The organism is Spiribacter salinus M19-40 (genome assembly GCF_000319575.2).
GTDB lineage: Bacteria > Pseudomonadota > Gammaproteobacteria > Nitrococcales > Nitrococcaceae > Spiribacter > Spiribacter salinus.
Genome location: NC_021291.1, coordinates 119,991 through 137,000, shown reverse-complemented (window position 1 = coordinate 137,000; position 17,010 = coordinate 119,991). Strand labels below are relative to the sequence as shown.

General features: G+C 63.7%; 17 protein-coding genes. 8 read left to right on the top strand and 9 right to left on the bottom strand.

The genetic code is table 11. From position 1 onward, the window contains the following. Nucleotides 1–11 precede the first annotated feature (11 nt). The 6 genes from SPISAL_RS00655 to groES form a co-directional block, all read right to left on the bottom strand. On the bottom strand, nucleotides 12–947 hold the full coding sequence (locus SPISAL_RS00655) for a lysophospholipid acyltransferase family protein (RefSeq protein ID WP_245539898.1): 936 nt from the start codon (nucleotides 945–947) through the stop codon (nucleotides 12–14). Then, nucleotides 944–1,198: a zinc-finger domain-containing protein gene (locus SPISAL_RS00650; protein WP_016352538.1), complete on the bottom strand. Its 255-nt coding sequence runs from the start codon at nucleotides 1,196–1,198 to the stop codon at nucleotides 944–946. Before SPISAL_RS00650 ends, SPISAL_RS00655 begins: the two co-directional genes overlap by 4 nt. 15 nt (nucleotides 1,199–1,213) lie before the next feature. Beyond that, the gene (locus SPISAL_RS00645) at nucleotides 1,214–2,137 is read right to left on the bottom strand and encodes a branched-chain amino acid transaminase (protein WP_016352537.1); all 924 of its coding nucleotides are present in this window, start codon (nucleotides 2,135–2,137) and stop codon (nucleotides 1,214–1,216) included. After that, complete coding sequence (glnE, locus tag SPISAL_RS00640; protein WP_016352536.1) at nucleotides 2,134–5,055, bottom strand: bifunctional [glutamate--ammonia ligase]-adenylyl-L-tyrosine phosphorylase/[glutamate--ammonia-ligase] adenylyltransferase; 2,922 nt, start codon at nucleotides 5,053–5,055, stop codon at nucleotides 2,134–2,136. The genes SPISAL_RS00645 and glnE overlap by 4 nt, the downstream gene beginning before the upstream one ends. 112 nt (nucleotides 5,056–5,167) lie before the next feature. Next, on the bottom strand, nucleotides 5,168–6,814 hold the full coding sequence (gene groL, locus SPISAL_RS00635; protein ID WP_016352535.1) for a chaperonin GroEL: 1,647 nt from the start codon (nucleotides 6,812–6,814) through the stop codon (nucleotides 5,168–5,170). A 58-nt stretch (nucleotides 6,815–6,872) separates the two neighbouring features. Continuing rightward, nucleotides 6,873–7,163: a co-chaperone GroES gene (groES, locus tag SPISAL_RS00630; RefSeq protein WP_016352534.1), complete on the bottom strand. Its 291-nt coding sequence runs from the start codon at nucleotides 7,161–7,163 to the stop codon at nucleotides 6,873–6,875. A 171-nt stretch (nucleotides 7,164–7,334) separates the two neighbouring features. On the opposite strand from groES, the gene cutA reads away from it, so the two are divergent. The 6 genes from cutA (at nucleotide 7,335) to accC (ending at nucleotide 12,432) form a co-directional block, all read left to right on the top strand. Further along, nucleotides 7,335–7,661, top strand: a complete 327-nt coding sequence (gene cutA / locus SPISAL_RS00625; protein WP_016352533.1) for a divalent-cation tolerance protein CutA — start codon at nucleotides 7,335–7,337, stop codon at nucleotides 7,659–7,661. Next, complete coding sequence (dsbD, locus tag SPISAL_RS00620) at nucleotides 7,658–9,544, top strand: protein-disulfide reductase DsbD (protein ID WP_016352532.1); 1,887 nt, start codon at nucleotides 7,658–7,660, stop codon at nucleotides 9,542–9,544. Before cutA ends, dsbD begins: the two co-directional genes overlap by 4 nt. Nucleotides 9,545–9,547: 3 nt before the next feature. Further along, a complete protein-coding gene (locus tag SPISAL_RS00615) occupies nucleotides 9,548–10,075 on the top strand; it encodes a TlpA family protein disulfide reductase (RefSeq protein WP_016352531.1) in 528 nt (175 codons plus the stop codon). A gap of 100 nt (nucleotides 10,076–10,175) precedes the next feature. Continuing rightward, entirely contained in the window at nucleotides 10,176–10,619 is a 444-nt protein-coding gene (gene aroQ / locus SPISAL_RS00610) for a type II 3-dehydroquinate dehydratase (RefSeq protein ID WP_016352530.1), read from the top strand. Between the two features lie 7 nt (nucleotides 10,620–10,626). Then, complete coding sequence (gene accB / locus SPISAL_RS00605) at nucleotides 10,627–11,079, top strand: acetyl-CoA carboxylase biotin carboxyl carrier protein (RefSeq protein WP_016352529.1); 453 nt, start codon at nucleotides 10,627–10,629, stop codon at nucleotides 11,077–11,079. Nucleotides 11,080–11,088: 9 nt separating this feature from the next. Then, nucleotides 11,089–12,432 (top strand): acetyl-CoA carboxylase biotin carboxylase subunit, encoded by a 1,344-nt coding sequence (gene accC / locus SPISAL_RS00600; protein WP_016352528.1) that lies wholly within the window; start codon nucleotides 11,089–11,091, stop codon nucleotides 12,430–12,432. Between the two features lie 4 nt (nucleotides 12,433–12,436). Here the strand turns inward: accC and SPISAL_RS00595 are convergent, their stop codons facing one another. Continuing rightward, nucleotides 12,437–13,225, bottom strand: a complete 789-nt coding sequence (locus SPISAL_RS00595) for a sulfite exporter TauE/SafE family protein (protein WP_016352527.1) — start codon at nucleotides 13,223–13,225, stop codon at nucleotides 12,437–12,439. A gap of 110 nt (nucleotides 13,226–13,335) precedes the next feature. Here SPISAL_RS00595 and SPISAL_RS00590 point away from each other — a divergent pair, with 110 nt between their 5' ends. Together SPISAL_RS00590 and SPISAL_RS00585 are read left to right on the top strand one after the other, a co-directional pair. Next, the gene (locus SPISAL_RS00590) at nucleotides 13,336–14,298 is read left to right on the top strand and encodes a complex I NDUFA9 subunit family protein (protein WP_016352526.1); all 963 of its coding nucleotides are present in this window, start codon (nucleotides 13,336–13,338) and stop codon (nucleotides 14,296–14,298) included. Between the two features lie 15 nt (nucleotides 14,299–14,313). After that, nucleotides 14,314–15,537 carry a multifunctional CCA addition/repair protein gene (locus SPISAL_RS00585; RefSeq protein WP_041389348.1) on the top strand — a complete coding sequence of 408 codons (1,224 nt, stop codon included), beginning with the start codon at nucleotides 14,314–14,316 and terminating at the stop codon, nucleotides 15,535–15,537. 1 nt (nucleotide 15,538) lies between these two features. Here the strand turns inward: SPISAL_RS00585 and SPISAL_RS00580 are convergent, their stop codons facing one another. Together SPISAL_RS00580 and SPISAL_RS00575 are read right to left on the bottom strand one after the other, a co-directional pair. Then, complete coding sequence (locus SPISAL_RS00580) at nucleotides 15,539–16,351, bottom strand: undecaprenyl-diphosphate phosphatase (RefSeq protein ID WP_016352524.1); 813 nt, start codon at nucleotides 16,349–16,351, stop codon at nucleotides 15,539–15,541. Beyond that, nucleotides 16,351–17,007, bottom strand: coding sequence for an adenylate/guanylate cyclase domain-containing protein (locus SPISAL_RS00575; protein WP_016352523.1), 657 nt, complete (start codon nucleotides 17,005–17,007; stop codon nucleotides 16,351–16,353). The genes SPISAL_RS00580 and SPISAL_RS00575 overlap by 1 nt, the downstream gene beginning before the upstream one ends. Nucleotides 17,008–17,010 lie beyond the last annotated feature (3 nt).

Sequence of the window (17,010 nt, the reverse complement as noted above, 5' to 3'; positions counted from 1 at the left end):
GAAAACCCCAATCAGGCTAACTCGCGATACGGATTCGGTTCTCCCGTCGCGCGTCTCGAGAATCGTTGATAAGTCCACTGATACTGCGCCGGACACCGACGAACAAGCGCCTCGATCTCCTGATTGACCGCCGCGGCGGCGACCTGTGGATCATCAGAATCAACCGGCGCGGTCACCCGTTGCCAGTGAAGCCGAAACCCTTTGCTGTCGGGCAGACGCTCCGCCCAACCGATCACAACGGGTGCGCCCGAGCGATGCGCCATCTTTCCGAACAGGGTCATCGTCTTTGCCGGCTGGCCAAAAAACGGCACCAGCACACCTTCACCGGGCGGCACTTGATCTGGTAACACCCCAACCGCCTCGCCCGCCTTGAGGGCCTTGAACAGCGCACGAATCCCGGATGGGCGAGCAGGCCAGAACGTGGCGCCGCTGCGGGATCGCCCCCGATTCAGTAGCGCTTCTAGGTCAGGCCAGCGCGGTGGCCGATACAACGCATGTAGCGGCACCCGCTGTGCGAGCCACATCTGGAGCAATTCCCACGCGCCATGATGCGGCGCAATCACCAACAAGCCATGCCCCTCGGCCATCGCGTCGTGAATGACCTCAGGATTTTCTACCGACTCAACAAGGCCCAGCACACGATCCACGGGCCAGTACCAAAGCGCCGCTAACTCAAATAGCCCCTTGGCATTTTCTCGCAATGCGGCACGCGCAAGCGCATGGCGCTGCGCTGCAGACCAATCGGTAAAACATAGATCCGCGTTAACACGGGCAATGTGCCAGTCTTTCCGGTCCAGCTTGATACTTAACCAGGCGACGGCAGAGCCAAGCCCATGCAAGGCGCGTAAAGGCAGGATAGACAATGCCCGCAACAGCAGGTGAACAGCACGGCCTCTGCGCCTAAGCGTCGGCTCAACCTGGTTGGACGGGTCGGTGACGGCGCTCACTCCCGGCGGTGGTGATCAGCGATCGCCGGGTCGTTCGGGTCGAAGTCGCGAATAAAGAACTCCGCACCGCAATAAATACACTTGCCTTGACCGGTTTTGTGGATCGGGATGTAGACCCGCGGGTGGCTGTTCCACAGATACATTCCTGGCATCGGGCAGGACAGCGGCAGGTCCTCTGCCGTTACCTCGTAGCGGTTTTCGCTGTTCGGCTTGATGAGATCGTCGCGATCATGACTCTGTGGATCCGGCACCAGGACCTCCTTGGCTTAATTGACCAAAGTCAGCCAGGCGTGAGAGGCGTCCGCCCGGCCTTCCACCAGGGCAAAAAATCGACTCTGAATGTCGGTGGTGATCGGACCGCGCTGGCCCTCACCGATCACTCGGCCATCCAGCTCACGAATCGGCGTCACTTCGGCAGCCGTGCCCGTGAAGAATGCCTCATCACAGACATAGACCTCATCCCGAGTGATGCGCCGCTCACGCACTTCGTAGCCTGCCTCTCGGGCAATGGACAAAATGGCATCCCGGGTCACGCCCGCAAGCGCCGAGTGCAGCTCAGGCGTGTGAATCACCCCATCGCGGATGAGGAAGAAATTCTCACCGGAGCCCTCGGCAACGAATCCTTCCGGATCGAGCAGCAGCGCTTCATCGTAACCGCAGGCGACCGCTTCCTGGAGCGCCATCATGGAATTGATGTACTGGCCATTGGCCTTCGCCCGGCACATCGCGATATTGACATGATGGCGCGTAAACGAAGAGGTGCGCACGCGAATACCGCGGGCCATGTTCTCTTCGCCCATGTAGGAGCCCCAGCTCCAGGCCGCCACAATCAGATGGGTCTGCAAGTCATCAGCCCGCAGCCCCATACTCTCGGCGCCGTAGAAGGCCATTGGGCGGATGTAACCGCTCTCGAGGTGATTGCTCCGGACGGCCTCACAACAGGCCTCGATGACCTGCGCCTGAGACCACGGCAGTGTCATCCCGAGAATCTTGGTGGAGTCGAACAGCCGACGCACATGCTCTGGCAGACGGAAGATCGCGGGGCCGCGCTCCGTGTTGTAGGCTCGAATCCCCTCAAAGGCGCCGAGGCCATAGTGCAGCGTATGGGTGAGCACATGCACTTGCGCATCGCGCCAGGGCACCATCTCGCCATCCATCCAGATAAAACCGTCGCGATCGGCCATGCTCATGCGCGGCTCTCCTCAGCGTTCGTTGCGGCCCCCAATTCCATAACCGCGCTCCAGACATCGGCCACCGCTGAACGTGAGGTCTCAACCGCGTTCACCGGCACCTCAGCCGACTGCTCCTGGAGTGTCAGCCGATGGACAAGGCCTCGATAGTGCCGATAGGCGTCTGCGAGGGTCCGGGCCTGCTCACTGCTGTACTCACCAGCCCGTTCCAGCTCGTCCAGCAGACGGATATTGTCCGTATAGCGCAGCAAACCGGGGCACTTAAAAGCCCCAGCTAATACGCCATATTGAACCATGAATTCGATATCCGCGATACCGCCGCGATCCTGCTTCAGGCCAAAGGATGCGCGATTGCGCGAACCCAGCTCCTTGCGCATTCGCTCACGCATGCGCCGCACCTCTTCACGCAACTCGGCGCGATCGCGTGGGCGTTTCAGAATCTCTCGGCGGACACCGCGAAAAGCAACGCAAAGCGCCTCACTACCCACCACCATGCGCGCGCGGACCAGGGCCTGATGCTCCCAGGTCCAGGCGCGCTCCCGCTGGTATTCCGCAAAGGCGTCCAGACTTGTGGTTAACAGACCCGACTGACCGCTTGGCCGAAGGCGGGTGTCCACTTCGTACAAAATCCCGCCGGGCGTTGGGGTATTGAGGATATGAATGATGCGCTGAGCCAAGCGGGCGAAAAACACCGCCGGCTCCACCGGTTTCTCACCCGTGGTGGCCGTTCCCGCCGGCACGGTGTCATGCAAAAAAACCACATCCAGGTCCGAACCATAGCCCAGCTCAAATGACCCCAACTTGCCATACGCCACCATCCCGAAGTCTGCCACTTCGCCGTCGGCGCGCAACGGCTCGCCGTAGCGCTGACTCACCTGACGCCAGGCCAGGGGCAGCACGCACTCCAGCACCACTTCGGCAATATCGGTCAGATAGTCACTCACCAGCATCACCGGAATAGCCCCCGCCAAATCGGCGGCGGCCACCCGTAGCACCTGGGTCTGCTTGAACTGGCGCAGGATCTCCATTTGCTGTTCAAGGTCATCCCTGTCCGCTGTGGCCATGCGCGCTTGCGCTTCGGCCAGCAGGGCGTCGCGGCTGAGGGGCGCGTACAGCGTGCGCGGATCCAGCAGCTCATCAAGCAGCATAGGGTGCAGCGACAGATACCGGGCAATCCACGGGCTGCCAGCGACCAGTCGGACCAACTGGGATACGGCCATGGGATGCTCGTTGAGCAACGCGAGATAGGCTGTGCGCCGGACGATGCCATCCAGCAGCGTGATCAAACGATCCAGCGCATCATCCGGTGTCTCAGATCCCGCGGCGGCGGCCAGCAGCATGGGCATCAGCCGATCAAGCCGTGTGCGCCCCTGGTCAGACAGCGCCCGCACCCGACTACCGTCACGGAAGCGTTGCAGGCGCGTCAGCGCCGTATCGGTGTCGGTAAACCCCTGATGCGCCATTACCTCCTGAGCGCCTTCGTCATCCAGGACGTCGTGCCAGACGTCAGCGAAGTCCGGCACATCGGTGCTCTCGGCCTCGTCCTCCTGCTGGGGGGCGACGAACACCTGATCGAAATGCCCCTGCACGCGACGTCGCCAGTCATCTAGGGTCTCTCGCAGGCTGGCCCAGTCCTGCTCGCCCATGGCCAGCACCAGACGCGCCTGATCGAGCTCGTCGGTGGGCAGGTCGTGGGCCTGGCGATCATGCATGGCCTGGATCCGGTTCTCGATTACCCGCAAATACCGATAACCCGCCGTGAGATCAGCCTGGGCATGCGCCGGGATCAGGGCCTGGTCGGCGAGATAGGCCAGCACCGGCTGGAGGCCGCGCTCTCTCAGTGCGGGCTCCTGTCCGCCGCGGATCAACTGGAACGCCTGGGCGATGAACTCCACCTCACGAATCCCGCCGCGGCCGAGTTTCACATTGTCGGCCAGACGCCGGCGCCGGACCTCGCGGGCGATCATCGCCTTCATGTCCCGCAGCGACTCCAGGGCCCCGTAATCGAGATACTTTCGGTAGACAAACGGCGAGAGGGTCTCGAGCAATTCGGCACCTGCGGCCTGATCACCCGCCACGACACGGGCCTTGATCAGGGCATAGCGCTCCCATTCCCGACCCTGTTCCAGGAAATACAACTCCATGGCGGGCACGCTCATCGCCAGGGGACCGCTTTCGCCGTACGGGCGCAGGCGCATGTCCACCCGGAAACACTGGCCATCGGGTGTCTGCTGATCCAGCGCGGCAATGAGGGAGCGGCCGAGCTGGAGGAAAAACTGCTCGTTCGCCTTCGGCTTGTCGCCATCGGTAAACCCGGGCTCGGGGAAGGCGAAAATCAGATCGATATCGGAGGAGAAGTTCAGCTCGCGCCCGCCCAGCTTACCCATGCCAAGCACAATCATCTGCTCGGCGTTGCCGGCGCTGTCGCGTGGCGTGCCGAGTTGGGCGCAAAGGCGCGCATAAAGCCAGTGCAGCGCCTCGTCGATCAGCACGTCGGCCAGTGCCGAGAGATCGTGCAGCGTTTCATCCAAATCGCCGCGGCCACTCAGATCCCGCCAGGCAATGCGCAGCATCTCGCGGGCGCGGAACCGGCGTAGGGCCCGGTGGAGATCGGCTTCGGCCTCGATCCCCTCCAGATCGCCGCGCAGCCGCTCGCGATACTCGCCCAGCTTGTAGGATCGCGCTAAATCACCACGCTCGGTCAACGCGAGCAGCACGTCCGGATCGCGCAGGCAGGTGCGCGAGGCGAATTCGCTCATGGCCCAAACGCGGGGCAATTCGGCGAGCACCGCGTCGTCCGCGGGTAAGGCAGCGTCCCCGGGCAGGCGCTCGAGGGCGACCTCGACCGGTGCCTGAAGGGGCTCGGGGAGGTCGGGGAGCGCCGCCTGCAGAGGCGCGGGGAGTCGGTTGATATCCATGGCGGCAGCTTAGCGAGGCCGCTCGGTACTCACAATAAAAAAGCCCCGCCGAAGCGGGGCTTTGAGGCAAGCCGGCCTGAGCGCCAGGCCGGTGGGTTGCCGCGGGGGCTGATTACATCATGCCGCCCATGCCACCCATGCCGTCCATGCCGCCCATACCGGCGCCGGCATCATCCTTTTCTTCCGGATGCTCGGCGATCATGCACTCGGTGGTGATCATGAGGCCGGAGACGGAAGCGGCGTTCTGCAGGGCCGTACGGGTCACCTTGGTCGGATCCAGGATGCCCATCTCGACCATGTCGCCGTAGACCTCGGTCTGGGCGTTATAGCCGTAGTTGCCCTCACCGGACTGCACCTTGTCGACCACGACTGAGGAGTCCTCGCCGCAGTTGTAGACAATCTGACGCAGCGGCTCCTGCAAGGCACGACGCACGATGTTCACGCCAACGTCCTGGTCGTGGTTGTCGCCGGCCAGACCATCGAGGCCCTTGAGCGCGCGCAGCAGGGCCACGCCACCGCCAGGCACAATGCCTTCTTCGACAGCGGCACGCGTGGCGTGCAGTGCGTCCTCGACGCGGGCCTTCTTCTCTTTCATCTCGATCTCGGACCCGGCGCCCACCTTGATGACGGCGACACCGCCGGCGAGCTTGGCCACGCGCTCCTGGAGCTTCTCGCGGTCGTAGTCGCTGGTGGAGTCTTCCATCTGCGCGCGGATCTGATCGACGCGGGACTTAATGCCATCGGCACTGCCGCCACCGTTCACCACGGTGGTTTCTTCCTTGGTCACGTTGACCTTCTTGGCCGTACCCAGATCATCCAGGGTGGCCTTTTCAAGGGTCAGGCCGACTTCCTCGGAGATCACGGTGCCGCCGGTCAGGATGGCGATGTCCTCAAGCATGGCCTTGCGGCGATCACCAAAGCCCGGGGCCTTGACCGCGGCGACCTTGACGATGCCACGCATGCTGTTGACCACGAGCGTAGCCAGCGCCTCGCCCTCGATGTCCTCGGAGACGATGAGCAGCGGGCGGCTGGACTTGGCCACGTTCTCCAGCAGCGGCAGCAGATCACGAATGTTCGAGATCTTCTTGTCGCAAAGCAGGATGTAGGGATCCTCAAGCTCGGCGGCCATGCTCTGCTGGTTGTTGATGAAGTACGGGCTCAGGTAACCGCGGTCGAACTGCATGCCCTCGACCACGTCGAGCTCGTTCTCAAGACCACTGCCTTCCTCGACCGTGATCACGCCTTCCTTGCCGACCTTCTTCATGGCATCCGCGATGATCTCGCCAATGGCCTTGTCGGAGTTGGCAGAGATGGAGCCGACCTGGGCGATCGCCGTGTCGGTCTCACAAGGCTTCGACAGGTTGTGCAGCTCGGCGACGGCGGCCTCGACGGCCTTGTCCACGCCACGCTTCAAGTCCATCGGGTTCATGCCAGCGGCGACGGCCTTCATGCCCTCACGCAGGATGCCCTGCGCCAGCACGGTGGCCGTGGTGGTGCCATCACCGGCGGCGTCGGAGGTCTGGGAAGCCACTTCCTTGACCATCTGCGCGCCCATGTTCTCGAACTTGTCTTTGAGCTCGATTTCCTTGGCGACGGAGACACCGTCTTTCGTGACCGTCGGGGCACCGAAGGACTTCTCCAGCACCACGTTACGACCGCGCGGGCCGAGGGTGACCTTGACCGCATTGGCCAGCGTGTTCACGCCGGCGGCCATGCGATGGCGGGTATCATCACCAAAACGTACGTCTTTGGCTGCCATTGTTTCTGTTCCTCTTAATTCCGTTGTCTATGACGTTGCGGTTCAGCGTGCGCGGCGTTTAGCCCTCGAGCACTGCCATGATGTCGTCTTCGCGCATCACCAGGACGTCTTCCTCACCGACTTTGACTTCGGTGCCGGAGAACTTCCCGAAGAGGACCTTGTCCCCCACATTGACGTCGAGGGCGCGAACCTCACCGTTGTCAAGGCGCTTGCCTTTGCCGACCGCGACCACTTCGCCCCGGATGGGCTTTTCGGCAGCGGTATCGGGGATGACAATGCCACCCGGCGTGGTGCGCTCTTCTTCCATGCGCTTGACGACGACTCGATCGTGTAGCGGGCGAAGATTCATGTGCCTTTTCTCCCTAAATGTGAACTATAGAAGCAAAAATGTGCTGTTGTTAGCACTCGCAGTTGGTGAGTGCTAATGATAGTGACGAAATCGCCCTCGTCAATACCTGAGTCATGGAATGGGGATGGCAGTGATAGAATTCAAGTTTGACCGACCGGATGTGGAGGCCCAATGACCCGTCGCCTCGTCACTTTAACGACCTGCCCCAATCGGGCGGTGGCAGACGCGCTAGCCGACGCGCTAGTTGAGCGTCGCCATGCCGCGTGCGTGAACATCATCCCTGGGCTGACCTCGGTTTACCGCTGGCAAGGCCAGGTCGAGCGCGATGAGGAATGGCTACTGGTCGCAAAAACTACGGCTACGGCCTACACGGGGCTCGAGGCCTGCATTCTCGATCTACATCCCGATGAACTCCCGGAGATCGTGGCGCTACCGGTGGAAACCGGCCTGGCGGGCTATCTCGCCTGGGTGGGCGAAGAGACGACCCACCGCCAATGACCCAAGCGCACCCCGCAACTCGTCGATACCGGCTCGCGCGCTTCGCGGCGCTGGCGCTCCTGCTGATCCCGCTGACTGCGCTCTCCCAAGGCGGCCTGAGCAGCTTGTTCGGCGGCAACAGCAACGATGTCCTACCGGTGGAAGAGGCGTTTGTCATTACCGCCAACCGCGTTGCGGACAATGAACTGGCCGTTGCCATCGACATCCAGCCGGGCTACTACCTGTATCGCGACAGCCTGGCGATGACCGTCGGCGACAACACCATCGATACCGCGGCCATCGATTTCCCGAGCGCGAAGACCAAGGAAGACGAATTCTTTGGCGTCCAGCCGGTGTACACCGAACCGGCCACCCTGATTGCCCCGATCCCGCCCGCCACCGGCGATGACGCCCCAGTCACCGTGGACTTCCAGGGCTGCTCGGAGTCGGGCGTTTGCTACCCGCCTTACACCGTCTCGACCCGGCTGGACGGGGGCGCTGGCGACTACGCGATCAACCCGGAGGCGCCGGCCGTCGGCACGACTGACAGCGGCGCCGAGAACCCCGTTGCCGAGGCCCAGCCGAGCGCCGGGGGCGGTGAGGCCGGCCGTCTGGAGCGCCTGCTGAACGAGGCCAGCGTGCCCGCCATGCTCGCCGGCTTTTTCGCCGCCGGCATTCTGCTCGCCTTCACCGCCTGTCTGTATCCGATGATCCCCATCCTCTCGGGGCTCATCGCGGGTGACCCGCATCGCAGTGGCAGCCTTCGGGCGCTTGGCCTGTCCCTAGTGTATGTAGAGTCCACGGCCATTACCTATGCACTCGCCGGCGTGGCCGCCGGACTCACCGGCGCGGCCATTCAGGCCGACCTGCAATCGCCCTGGGTGCTCGGGGCGTTCGCCGCCATGTTCGTCATCCTGGCGCTGGGGATGTTCGGGGTGTTCGAGTTCCGCATTCCCACGGCGCTGCAAACCCGCCTCACCACACTCTCCAACCGCCAGCGCGGCGGCACGCTGGTGGGCGTGGCGATCATGGGGATCCTCTCCACGCTCATTGTTGGGGCCTGCTCCGGGCCGGCGCTGATCGCCGCGCTCGTGTTCATCGGCAGCACCGGTGATGCCTGGCTCGGCGGACTGGCGCTCTTTACCCTGGCCAACGGCATGGGCCTGCCGTTGTTGTTGATCGGCACCGCGGCCGGTCGCTGGCTGCCCCACAGCGGGCCCTGGATGAACACCGTGCGCGCCATCTTTGGCGTGGGGTTCCTCGCCGTCGCGCTCTGGATGCTCGAGCGCTTCCTGGCCGGCCCGATCGTTCTGGCGCTATGGGGTGTGCTGTTCATCGGTGCGGGGGTTTGGCTCGGCGCAACGGAACGCCTGACACCGCCGGTTCGCCCTGCGCAGCGCTTAGCCCGCACCCTGGGACTAGCACTGATGGTGTGGGGCGGCGCCAGCCTGGTGGGTGCGGCCACGGGCGGCGGTGATGTGCTGCGGCCCCTGGCCGGCGTGGGCGGCACTGGTGGCACAAGCGCCACGGAAGGCCTGGCCTTCCGGGATATCGAAAGCCCGGGCGAGCTTGAGGTGGCCCTGCAGGATGCGAAAGCAGCGGGCCGGCCGGTGATGATCGATATTTATGCCGACTGGTGCGTCTATTGCGTGCAACTTGAACAACGCACGTTCACCGACCCGCGGGTGCAGGACGCCGTCGCCAAGGCCATGTTGCTGCGCGCAGACGTCACCGCCATGAACGATAATCACCGCGCGCTGATGCAGCGCCTCGAGGTGTACCTGCCGCCGGCGATCATCTTCTATGGCCCGGACGGGCAGGAAAACCGCGACGCCCGCGTCCTCGGCTTCCTGGACGCCGATCCCTTTATTGCCCGGGCCCGTGCCGGGCTCAGTGAGCGCTAGGCCATGACCGGCGGACTGCGAACAGCCCTTACCGTTCTGTTAGCCGCGGTGATCGGTGCCGGCGGCGGCGTCGCCGCCGTGATATGGCTGCAGCAGACACCGGAAGAAACCGTCCAGCGCCCTGACTTCACCTTGCCCGACCTCGCCGGTGAACGCCGCCGCATCGCGGAGTGGGATGGCGACATCGTGGTCCTCAACTTCTGGGCGACCTGGTGTGCCCCGTGCCGGGAGGAAATCCCGCTATTCACCGAACTGCAAACAGCCTTTGACGACCAGGGCGTTCAGTTTCTCGGGGTCGCGATCGACGACCCCGAGCCCATTCGGGGTTTTATCGATCAGGTCGACATGGGCTATCCCACGCTCTATGGCATGGAGGCGGCCCTGGATGTCGCGGCCGCGTATGGCAACGACCGCGGGACACTGCCCTACACCGTGATCATCGACCGTGACGGGCGCATCCACGAGCGCTTTAGCGGTCAGCTCCACGAACCGGATCTGCGCCCGATTCTCGAGGATCTCACCGACGAATAGGGCTTAAATGCGGCGAAGTCGCCGCGATCAGTCGTGACAATGGACAAAAAAGCCGTTCATGGGGCAAACTTCTCGCACTTTTGTGGCGAAGAGCGCTGTCATGACGCGTGTCCTGGTCTTGCACGGGCCCAATCTCAACCTGCTCGGACAGCGTGAGCCGGATGTCTACGGCCCGACTGACCTGGCCACGATCGATCAGCGGCTGGCCGACCAGGCCAAGGCGGCCGGGGCGCACCTTGAGACGTTCCAGAGCAATGCCGAGCATGCACTGGTTGAGCGCGTCCAGGAGGCAAGCCGTCAGGGCGTTGAGGCCATCATCATCAATCCGGCCGCCTTCACCCACACCAGCGTGGCCTTACGCGATGCCCTGACCGGAGTCGCGATCCCGTTTATCGAGGTCCACTTATCCAACATCCAGGCCCGCGAGCCCTTCCGGCAGCATTCGTATTTCTCGGATGCCGCGCGCGGCGTTATTGCGGGCCTGGGTCCCATCGGCTACGAGCTGGCACTGCAGGCCATCCTGCAGGCCGCGGAACGGAACTGAAGCACTTATGGACATTCGCAAGATCAAACGCCTGATCGAGCTCCTCGACGAGTCGGGCGTCAACGAAATCGAAATTCACGAAGGTGAGGAGAGCGTCCGCATTGCCCGTGGCGCCCCGGCTGCTCCGGCACCCGCACCCGCACCCGCACCAGTGGCCGCCGCAGCCCCTGCACCAGCACCGGCACCCGCTGAGACCGCGAGCGCGTCGGCAACCCCTGAAGTGACCGGCCATGCCGTGCGCTCACCCATGGTTGGCACCTTTTATCGGTCACCCGCGCCCGACGCCGCCCCCTTTGTGGAAGAAGGCCAGACGGTTAGCGCAGGCGATACCCTGTGCATCATCGAAGCGATGAAGATGCTCAACCAGATCGAGGCCGACCGCAGCGGCGTTGTCAGCACCGTCCTGCTGGAAAACGGCCAGCCGGTGGAGTTTGATCAACCGCTGTTCATCATTGAGTAGGGCCTCGTCATGATTGAAAAGGTCCTCATTGCCAACCGCGGCGAGATCGCCCTGCGGATTCTGCGCGCCTGCCGCAGCCTCGGGATCAGCACCGTCGCTGTCCACTCCACAGCCGATCGTGACCTGAAACACGTTCGGCTGGCGGACGAGTCCGTCTGCATTGGCGGGCCGTCATCTGCGGAGAGTTACCTCAACATCCCGGCGATTATTAGCGCGGCGGAGCTCACCGACACGATGGCCATCCACCCCGGCTTCGGTTTTCTCTCCGAGAACGCGGATTTTGCCGAGCGCGTCGAGGAATCCGGCTTTCGCTTTATCGGTCCGCGCGCAGAGACCATTCGACTGATGGGCGACAAGGTCTCGGCCATCGATGCAATGAAAGCGGCCGGCGTGCCGTGCGTGCCGGGCTCCGGTGGGCCGCTGGATGATGACGAGGCCACCAACCTCAAGCTCGCCCGCGACATCGGCTACCCGGTCATCATCAAGGCCGCCGCGGGTGGCGGTGGTCGGGGCATGCGCGTGGTCCACGGTGAGGCCGCCTTGCTGCACGCAATCTCCGTAACCCGAGCCGAGGCGGCCAACGCGTTTGGCAGCAGCATCGTCTACATGGAGAAGTACCTGGGCAATCCCCGCCATGTCGAAATCCAGGTCATGGCTGACGAGCACGGCAATGCCGTGCACCTGGGTGAGCGCGACTGCTCCATGCAGCGCCGCCACCAAAAGGTGATCGAGGAGAGCCCCGCCCCCGGCATTACACCGGAAGAGCGGGCCGCGATCGGCGAGCGCTGCGCCAAGGCGTGTCAGACGCTCGGCTACCGGGGCGCTGGCACCTTCGAGTTTCTCTACGAGGATGGCGAGTTCTACTTCATCGAAATGAACACCCGCATCCAGGTCGAACACCCCGTCACCGAGATGGTGACCGGACGCGATCTGGTGGCGGAGCAGATACGGGTGGCCGCCGGCGAGCCCCTGTCGTTCTCGCAATCGGATATTGAATTCCGTGGCCATGCCATTGAGTGCCGGATCAACGCCGAAGACCCGGAGCGCTTCATGCCCTCACCCGGGCAGATCAGCTTGTATCACCCACCTGGCGGACCCGGTGTGCGCGTGGACTCACACGTCTATACCGGCTACATCGTCCCGCCGCACTACGACTCGATGATCGGCAAGATCATCACCTGGGGCGAAGACCGCGACAGTGCCATTGCGCGCATGCGAACAGCCCTGAGCGAGCTCGTCATCGAGGGGATTCAGAGCAACACGCCACTGCATCAGCGCCTGCTAACCGACCACGGCTTCCGCGCCGGCGGCACCAATATTCACTATCTTGAAAAGCTGCTTGGCCTGACCTAATCGCTCAACCGACGAGCATCTTCAGCCCAACGACCACCAGGAACGCGGCAAAGGCCCGGCGCAGCACCTGCGCCGGCAGCCGCGAAGCGAGTTTTGCCCCAAGCGGCGCGGTAAAAACGCTCGCGAGCGTGATCCCACCCACAGCGGGCCAGTAGATATACCCCGTGCTCCAATCAGGTAATCCTGCCTCACCGACCCCTGCCACGATAAAGCCAAGCGTACCGGCGATGGCCACGCAGACATTGCTGGCCGCCGAGGTGCCCACGGCTTTACGCATCTCCACCCCGGTCCAGGCCAGAAACGGCACGATCAATGCGCCACCGCCAATGCCGACCATGCCGGCGATGGTCCCGATCACTCCACCCACGCCCGTGACCACTGGCGGAGGGGGCATGACGCGCCCGGGCGGCACCTGACCCACCAGCGCCATCCGCACCGCAAGTAATATGACAAACGCACCGAAGATGATCTGCAGCGCGCGACCCGGTACGGCTGCCGCAATCTGTGCGCCCGCGAATGAGCCGACAACGAGCCCGCTAATCAGCCAGGGCAAGGCACGGCCGACGATATTCCCCAGCTTCCAATGCGCGCGGGCCGACGATGCCGTTGTCACCACGATGGTCGCCAGCGAACTTGCCACCGCAACGTGCATGGCGACATCCGTCCCCAGCCCCTGAGCCGCAAACACCGGCAACAGCACGGGCACCACGATCAGCCCGCCGCCAATACCGAACAGGCCAGAGCCCAGGCCCACGGCCACGCCGGCGACGAGATAAATCAGCAGATCAAACAAGCGCCCTCCCGAGGGCCAGCTGGGAAGGCCGAGATTATGGCATAACGATGGGCGCACGCTTTGCTCTACAATAGAGCCAACATTCATTGATGAACGGGAGCGCGGACATCATGCGAATTCGTCGCGTCTGCATCCTCGGCGGCACGGGCTTTATCGGCCGCGAGATCGCCAACCGTCTGGCAAACACCTCAATCAGCATCAAGGTGCTGACGCGGCACCGTGAGCGCAATCGCCATCTGCTGCCCATCCCGAACCTGGATCTGTTTGAGGCCGACGTCCACAACCCGGTGGATCTACACAACCATCTGGAAGACGTCGATGCGGTGATCAACCTGGTTGCCATTCTCAACGAAGGCAAAAAGTCGGGGCGGCGCTTCGAAGATGTGCATGTTCATCTCGTCGAGAAGATTCTGGCCGCGTGTCGCGACACAGGCGTGAAGCGCCTGCTGCACATGAGCGCCCTTGGGGCTGACCCGGATGGCCCCAGTCGCTATCAGCAGACCAAGGGCGAGGGCGAGCGTATGGCGCTGGCCGCCCATAACGAGCACTTCGCCGTCACAGTCTTCCAGCCCTCCGTGGTGTTTGGCCGTGAGGACAACTTCCTCAACACATTCGCCGGCATGCTTAAGATCACACCCGCGATGCCGCTGCCCACACCGAAAGCCCGTTTCCAGCCGGTGTACGTGGGGGATGTCGCCACCGCCTTCGAACAGGTCCTGGAAGACCGGGAGAGTTTCGGGCGCACCTATGAACTCGGCGGGCCGACGGTCTATACCCTCGAGGCGCTGGTGCGGTATGTCGCCGAACTGCTGGATCGCCGGCGCCTGATTGTGGGCCTGCCCGATGGCCTATCGCGGCTGCAAGGCCAGATCATGCAGCATGTCCCGGGCAAGCCCTACACCGTCGACAATTACCTCTCGGCTCAGGTCGACAATGTCTGCCAGCACAACGGCCTGGACGATCTGGGCATCCACCCCACCGCTCTGGAGGCCGTCGCACCGAGCTACCTGAGTGGCTCCAATACCCGCGATCGGTATGACGAGTGGCGCCGAGATGCAGGCCGGGATGGCTGAGTGAGTGGCCAGCCACTGACCATTTATGAAGTGGGAGGTGCCGTTCGTGACCGTTTGCTGGGCTTGCCGGTGACCGAGCGCGACTGGGTCGTCGTTGGTGCCACACCCGAGGCGATGCAGGCGGAAGGCTACCGGCCCGTCGGTCGCACGTTCCCGGTTTTCCTGCACCCGGACACCGGCGAGGAATACGCCCTGGCACGCACGGAGCGCAAGGTCGCCCCGGGCTATCACGGCTTTACGTTTCACGCCGACCCGGAGGTCACCCTCGAGGCCGACCTCAGCCGTCGCGACCTGACCATTAACGCCATGGCGCGCTCGCCCGAGGGCGAGATCATTGACCCCTACAACGGCCAGGCCGACCTGCACGCACGCCGCCTGCACCATGTCTCCGAGGCCTTTCGTGAAGACCCGGTGCGCATCCTTCGGCTGGCTCGCTTCGCCGCCCGATTCGCACCGCTGGGCTTTCGGGTTGCCGAGGACACCCTCGCGCTGTGTCAGGAAATGGTCGCGACCGGCGAAGTGGATGCGCTGGTGCCCGAGCGCGTCTGGCAGGAGACGGCCAAGGCGCTGATGGCCCCCACCCCGTCGGCTTTTATTCGGGTACTCCGCGACACAGGCGCGCTCGCCGTCCTGTTCCCCGAAGTGGATCGCCTGTTTGGCGTGCCTCAGCCCGTCAAGCATCACCCGGAAATCGACAGCGGCGAGCATGTTCTGCTGGCCCTCGATCAGGCTGCCGGCCTTGATGCCGATCTGGCGACCCGTTTCTCGGTACTGGTTCATGATCTGGGCAAGGGCATCACGCCGGCCGAGGAGCTCCCGCGCCATCGGGGTCATGAGGCGCGGGGCGTACCGCTAACGGAGGGCCTGTGTGAACGCCTGCGCGTACCCAGTGACACCCGCGATCTGGCCTGCGCCGTCACGCGCTATCACCTCGACTGCCATCGCGTCCGCGAGCTTCGCCCCGAGACTCTGCTCGGGCTGCTGAACGGTATGGATGCGTTTCGCCGCCCAGAGCGGGTCGATGGCTTTTTAACCGCCTGCGAGGCCGACTATCGCGGCCGGCTCGGCCTGGAACACCGGCCCTATCCCCAGGCAGATTATTTGCGTGAGGCCCTGCGCCGCTGCCAGGCCATTGAGGCCCGGCCGTTTGTTGAGCAAGGGCTCAAGGGGCCGGCCGTGGGCGAGGCGATTGAAAAAGCCCGCCTGGCTGAACTCGCCAGGCTCCAGCCGTCGGATTGAGTCAGTCGGCCAGGCCCGGGCCGAACACGATCAATAACGCCACGCCCAGCGCCAGGCGATAGACCACAAACGGCGTCATGCCGATGCGCGCGACAAGCGCCAGAAACACCCGAATGCAGGTGTAGGCCGACGCCCCCGCCACCACCACACCCAGCGCAAATACACCCCAGTCAACGGGTGCCGGTGTACTCATGAGCTGCCAGGTCTTCCAGATGCCCGCCAACGCGATCGCGGGAATGGAGAGCAGGAAGGAGAATCGCGCGGCGGCTGTGGCCTCCAGGCCCAGCCACAAACCCGCCGTCATGGTGATCCCCGAGCGTGAGGTACCCGGAATGATCGCGAGCACCTGGGCCGAACCAATAAAGAGCGCCTGCCAGGGGCCGATATCGAACTCATCCTTACCCCGATTGCCCCGCCGCGCGGCCAGCCACAGCAGCAGGCCGAACCCGATGGTGGCCCAGGCGATGACCTGCGGGCCCCGAAAGACGGTTTCCGCGGCATCCGCCAAGACCAGCGCCCCCAGCACCAATGGCATGGTGCCAATGATCAACGCCCAGCCCAGCCCGCTCTCACCCACCGCCTCGCGGCGCGAGGCGGACGCCAGCGTTTGGCTCGCCAGCGGCAGCAGCTGGCGACGGAAGTGCCACACCACCGCCAGCAGTGTCCCGACATGGACGGCGACATCGAAAGCCAGCCCCTGATCAGGCCAGCCGAGCAGCTGAGGAAGCAGAATGAGATGCGCGGAGCTCGAGATCGGCAGGAATTCGGTGATCCCCTGAATCAGCCCCAGCCAGAATGCCTGGGCGCTGTCCATCAGCCTCGCCGAATCCGGTAGAGCGGGAGGCCAGGATCCACATCGCGTGGTGGCTCACCCGTTACCGGGTCAAAAAGAATGGCCCCGTCACGTTCTGGCCACGGCAGTGCCTGACGAACCGTGTCGCTGATCACGATCTCGGTGCCGGCGGCGTGATCACACAGCCGGGCAGCAATGTTCACTGCCGCGCCAATGGTGGTGTAGGTCTGCCAGTGCTCGCTCCCGAAGCTCCCGCGGACCACCGACCCGGAATGGATCCCGATGCCGATCGGAACCGCCCGGACATCCGCGCTTTCCGGTGGACGGTGAGACTGCTCCATCACCTCGAGGGCGCACTGACAGGCTCTTGCCTCCATACCGTCGCCCTCAAAAATGGCCATCAAGCCATCACCGAAGAAACTATCGACATAACCGCCAAACCGCTCCACCGACTGCGACTGATAGCGGGCGTGGATGCCGACCGTGCGACTGAGCAGATCTGGATCGATCGTTTGAGAGAGTGCAGTAAATCCGCGAATATCGGTAAACAACACACATAAGTCATTGTAACGGCGAGCTTTGAGTCGCTGCTCACCCCCACCACCATCTTCCAGCACCTCGCGGATTGGTGCGGCAAGGTATCGATAAAACCAGGTTTCCGGCCCCCAGGTCGCCATGCT

Coding starts and splice junctions, on each gene's coding strand:
- SPISAL_RS00645 (WP_016352537.1), bottom strand. CDS start 2,137: ATGAGCATGGCCGATCGCGACGGTTTTATCTGGATGGATGGCGAGATG.
- glnE (WP_016352536.1), bottom strand. CDS start 5,055: ATGGATATCAACCGACTCCCCGCGCCTCTGCAGGCGGCGCTCCCCGAC.
- groL (WP_016352535.1), bottom strand. CDS start 6,814: ATGGCAGCCAAAGACGTACGTTTTGGTGATGATACCCGCCATCGCATG.
- groES (WP_016352534.1), bottom strand. CDS start 7,163: ATGAATCTTCGCCCGCTACACGATCGAGTCGTCGTCAAGCGCATGGAA.
- cutA (WP_016352533.1), top strand. CDS start 7,335: ATGACCCGTCGCCTCGTCACTTTAACGACCTGCCCCAATCGGGCGGTG.
- dsbD (WP_016352532.1), top strand. CDS start 7,658: ATGACCCAAGCGCACCCCGCAACTCGTCGATACCGGCTCGCGCGCTTC.
- SPISAL_RS00615 (WP_016352531.1), top strand. CDS start 9,548: ATGACCGGCGGACTGCGAACAGCCCTTACCGTTCTGTTAGCCGCGGTG.
- aroQ (WP_016352530.1), top strand. CDS start 10,176: ATGACGCGTGTCCTGGTCTTGCACGGGCCCAATCTCAACCTGCTCGGA.
- accB (WP_016352529.1), top strand. CDS start 10,627: ATGGACATTCGCAAGATCAAACGCCTGATCGAGCTCCTCGACGAGTCG.
- accC (WP_016352528.1), top strand. CDS start 11,089: ATGATTGAAAAGGTCCTCATTGCCAACCGCGGCGAGATCGCCCTGCGG.
- SPISAL_RS00590 (WP_016352526.1), top strand. CDS start 13,336: ATGCGAATTCGTCGCGTCTGCATCCTCGGCGGCACGGGCTTTATCGGC.
- SPISAL_RS00580 (WP_016352524.1), bottom strand. CDS start 16,351: ATGGACAGCGCCCAGGCATTCTGGCTGGGGCTGATTCAGGGGATCACC.
- SPISAL_RS00575 (WP_016352523.1), bottom strand. CDS start 17,007: ATGGCGACCTGGGGGCCGGAAACCTGGTTTTATCGATACCTTGCCGCA.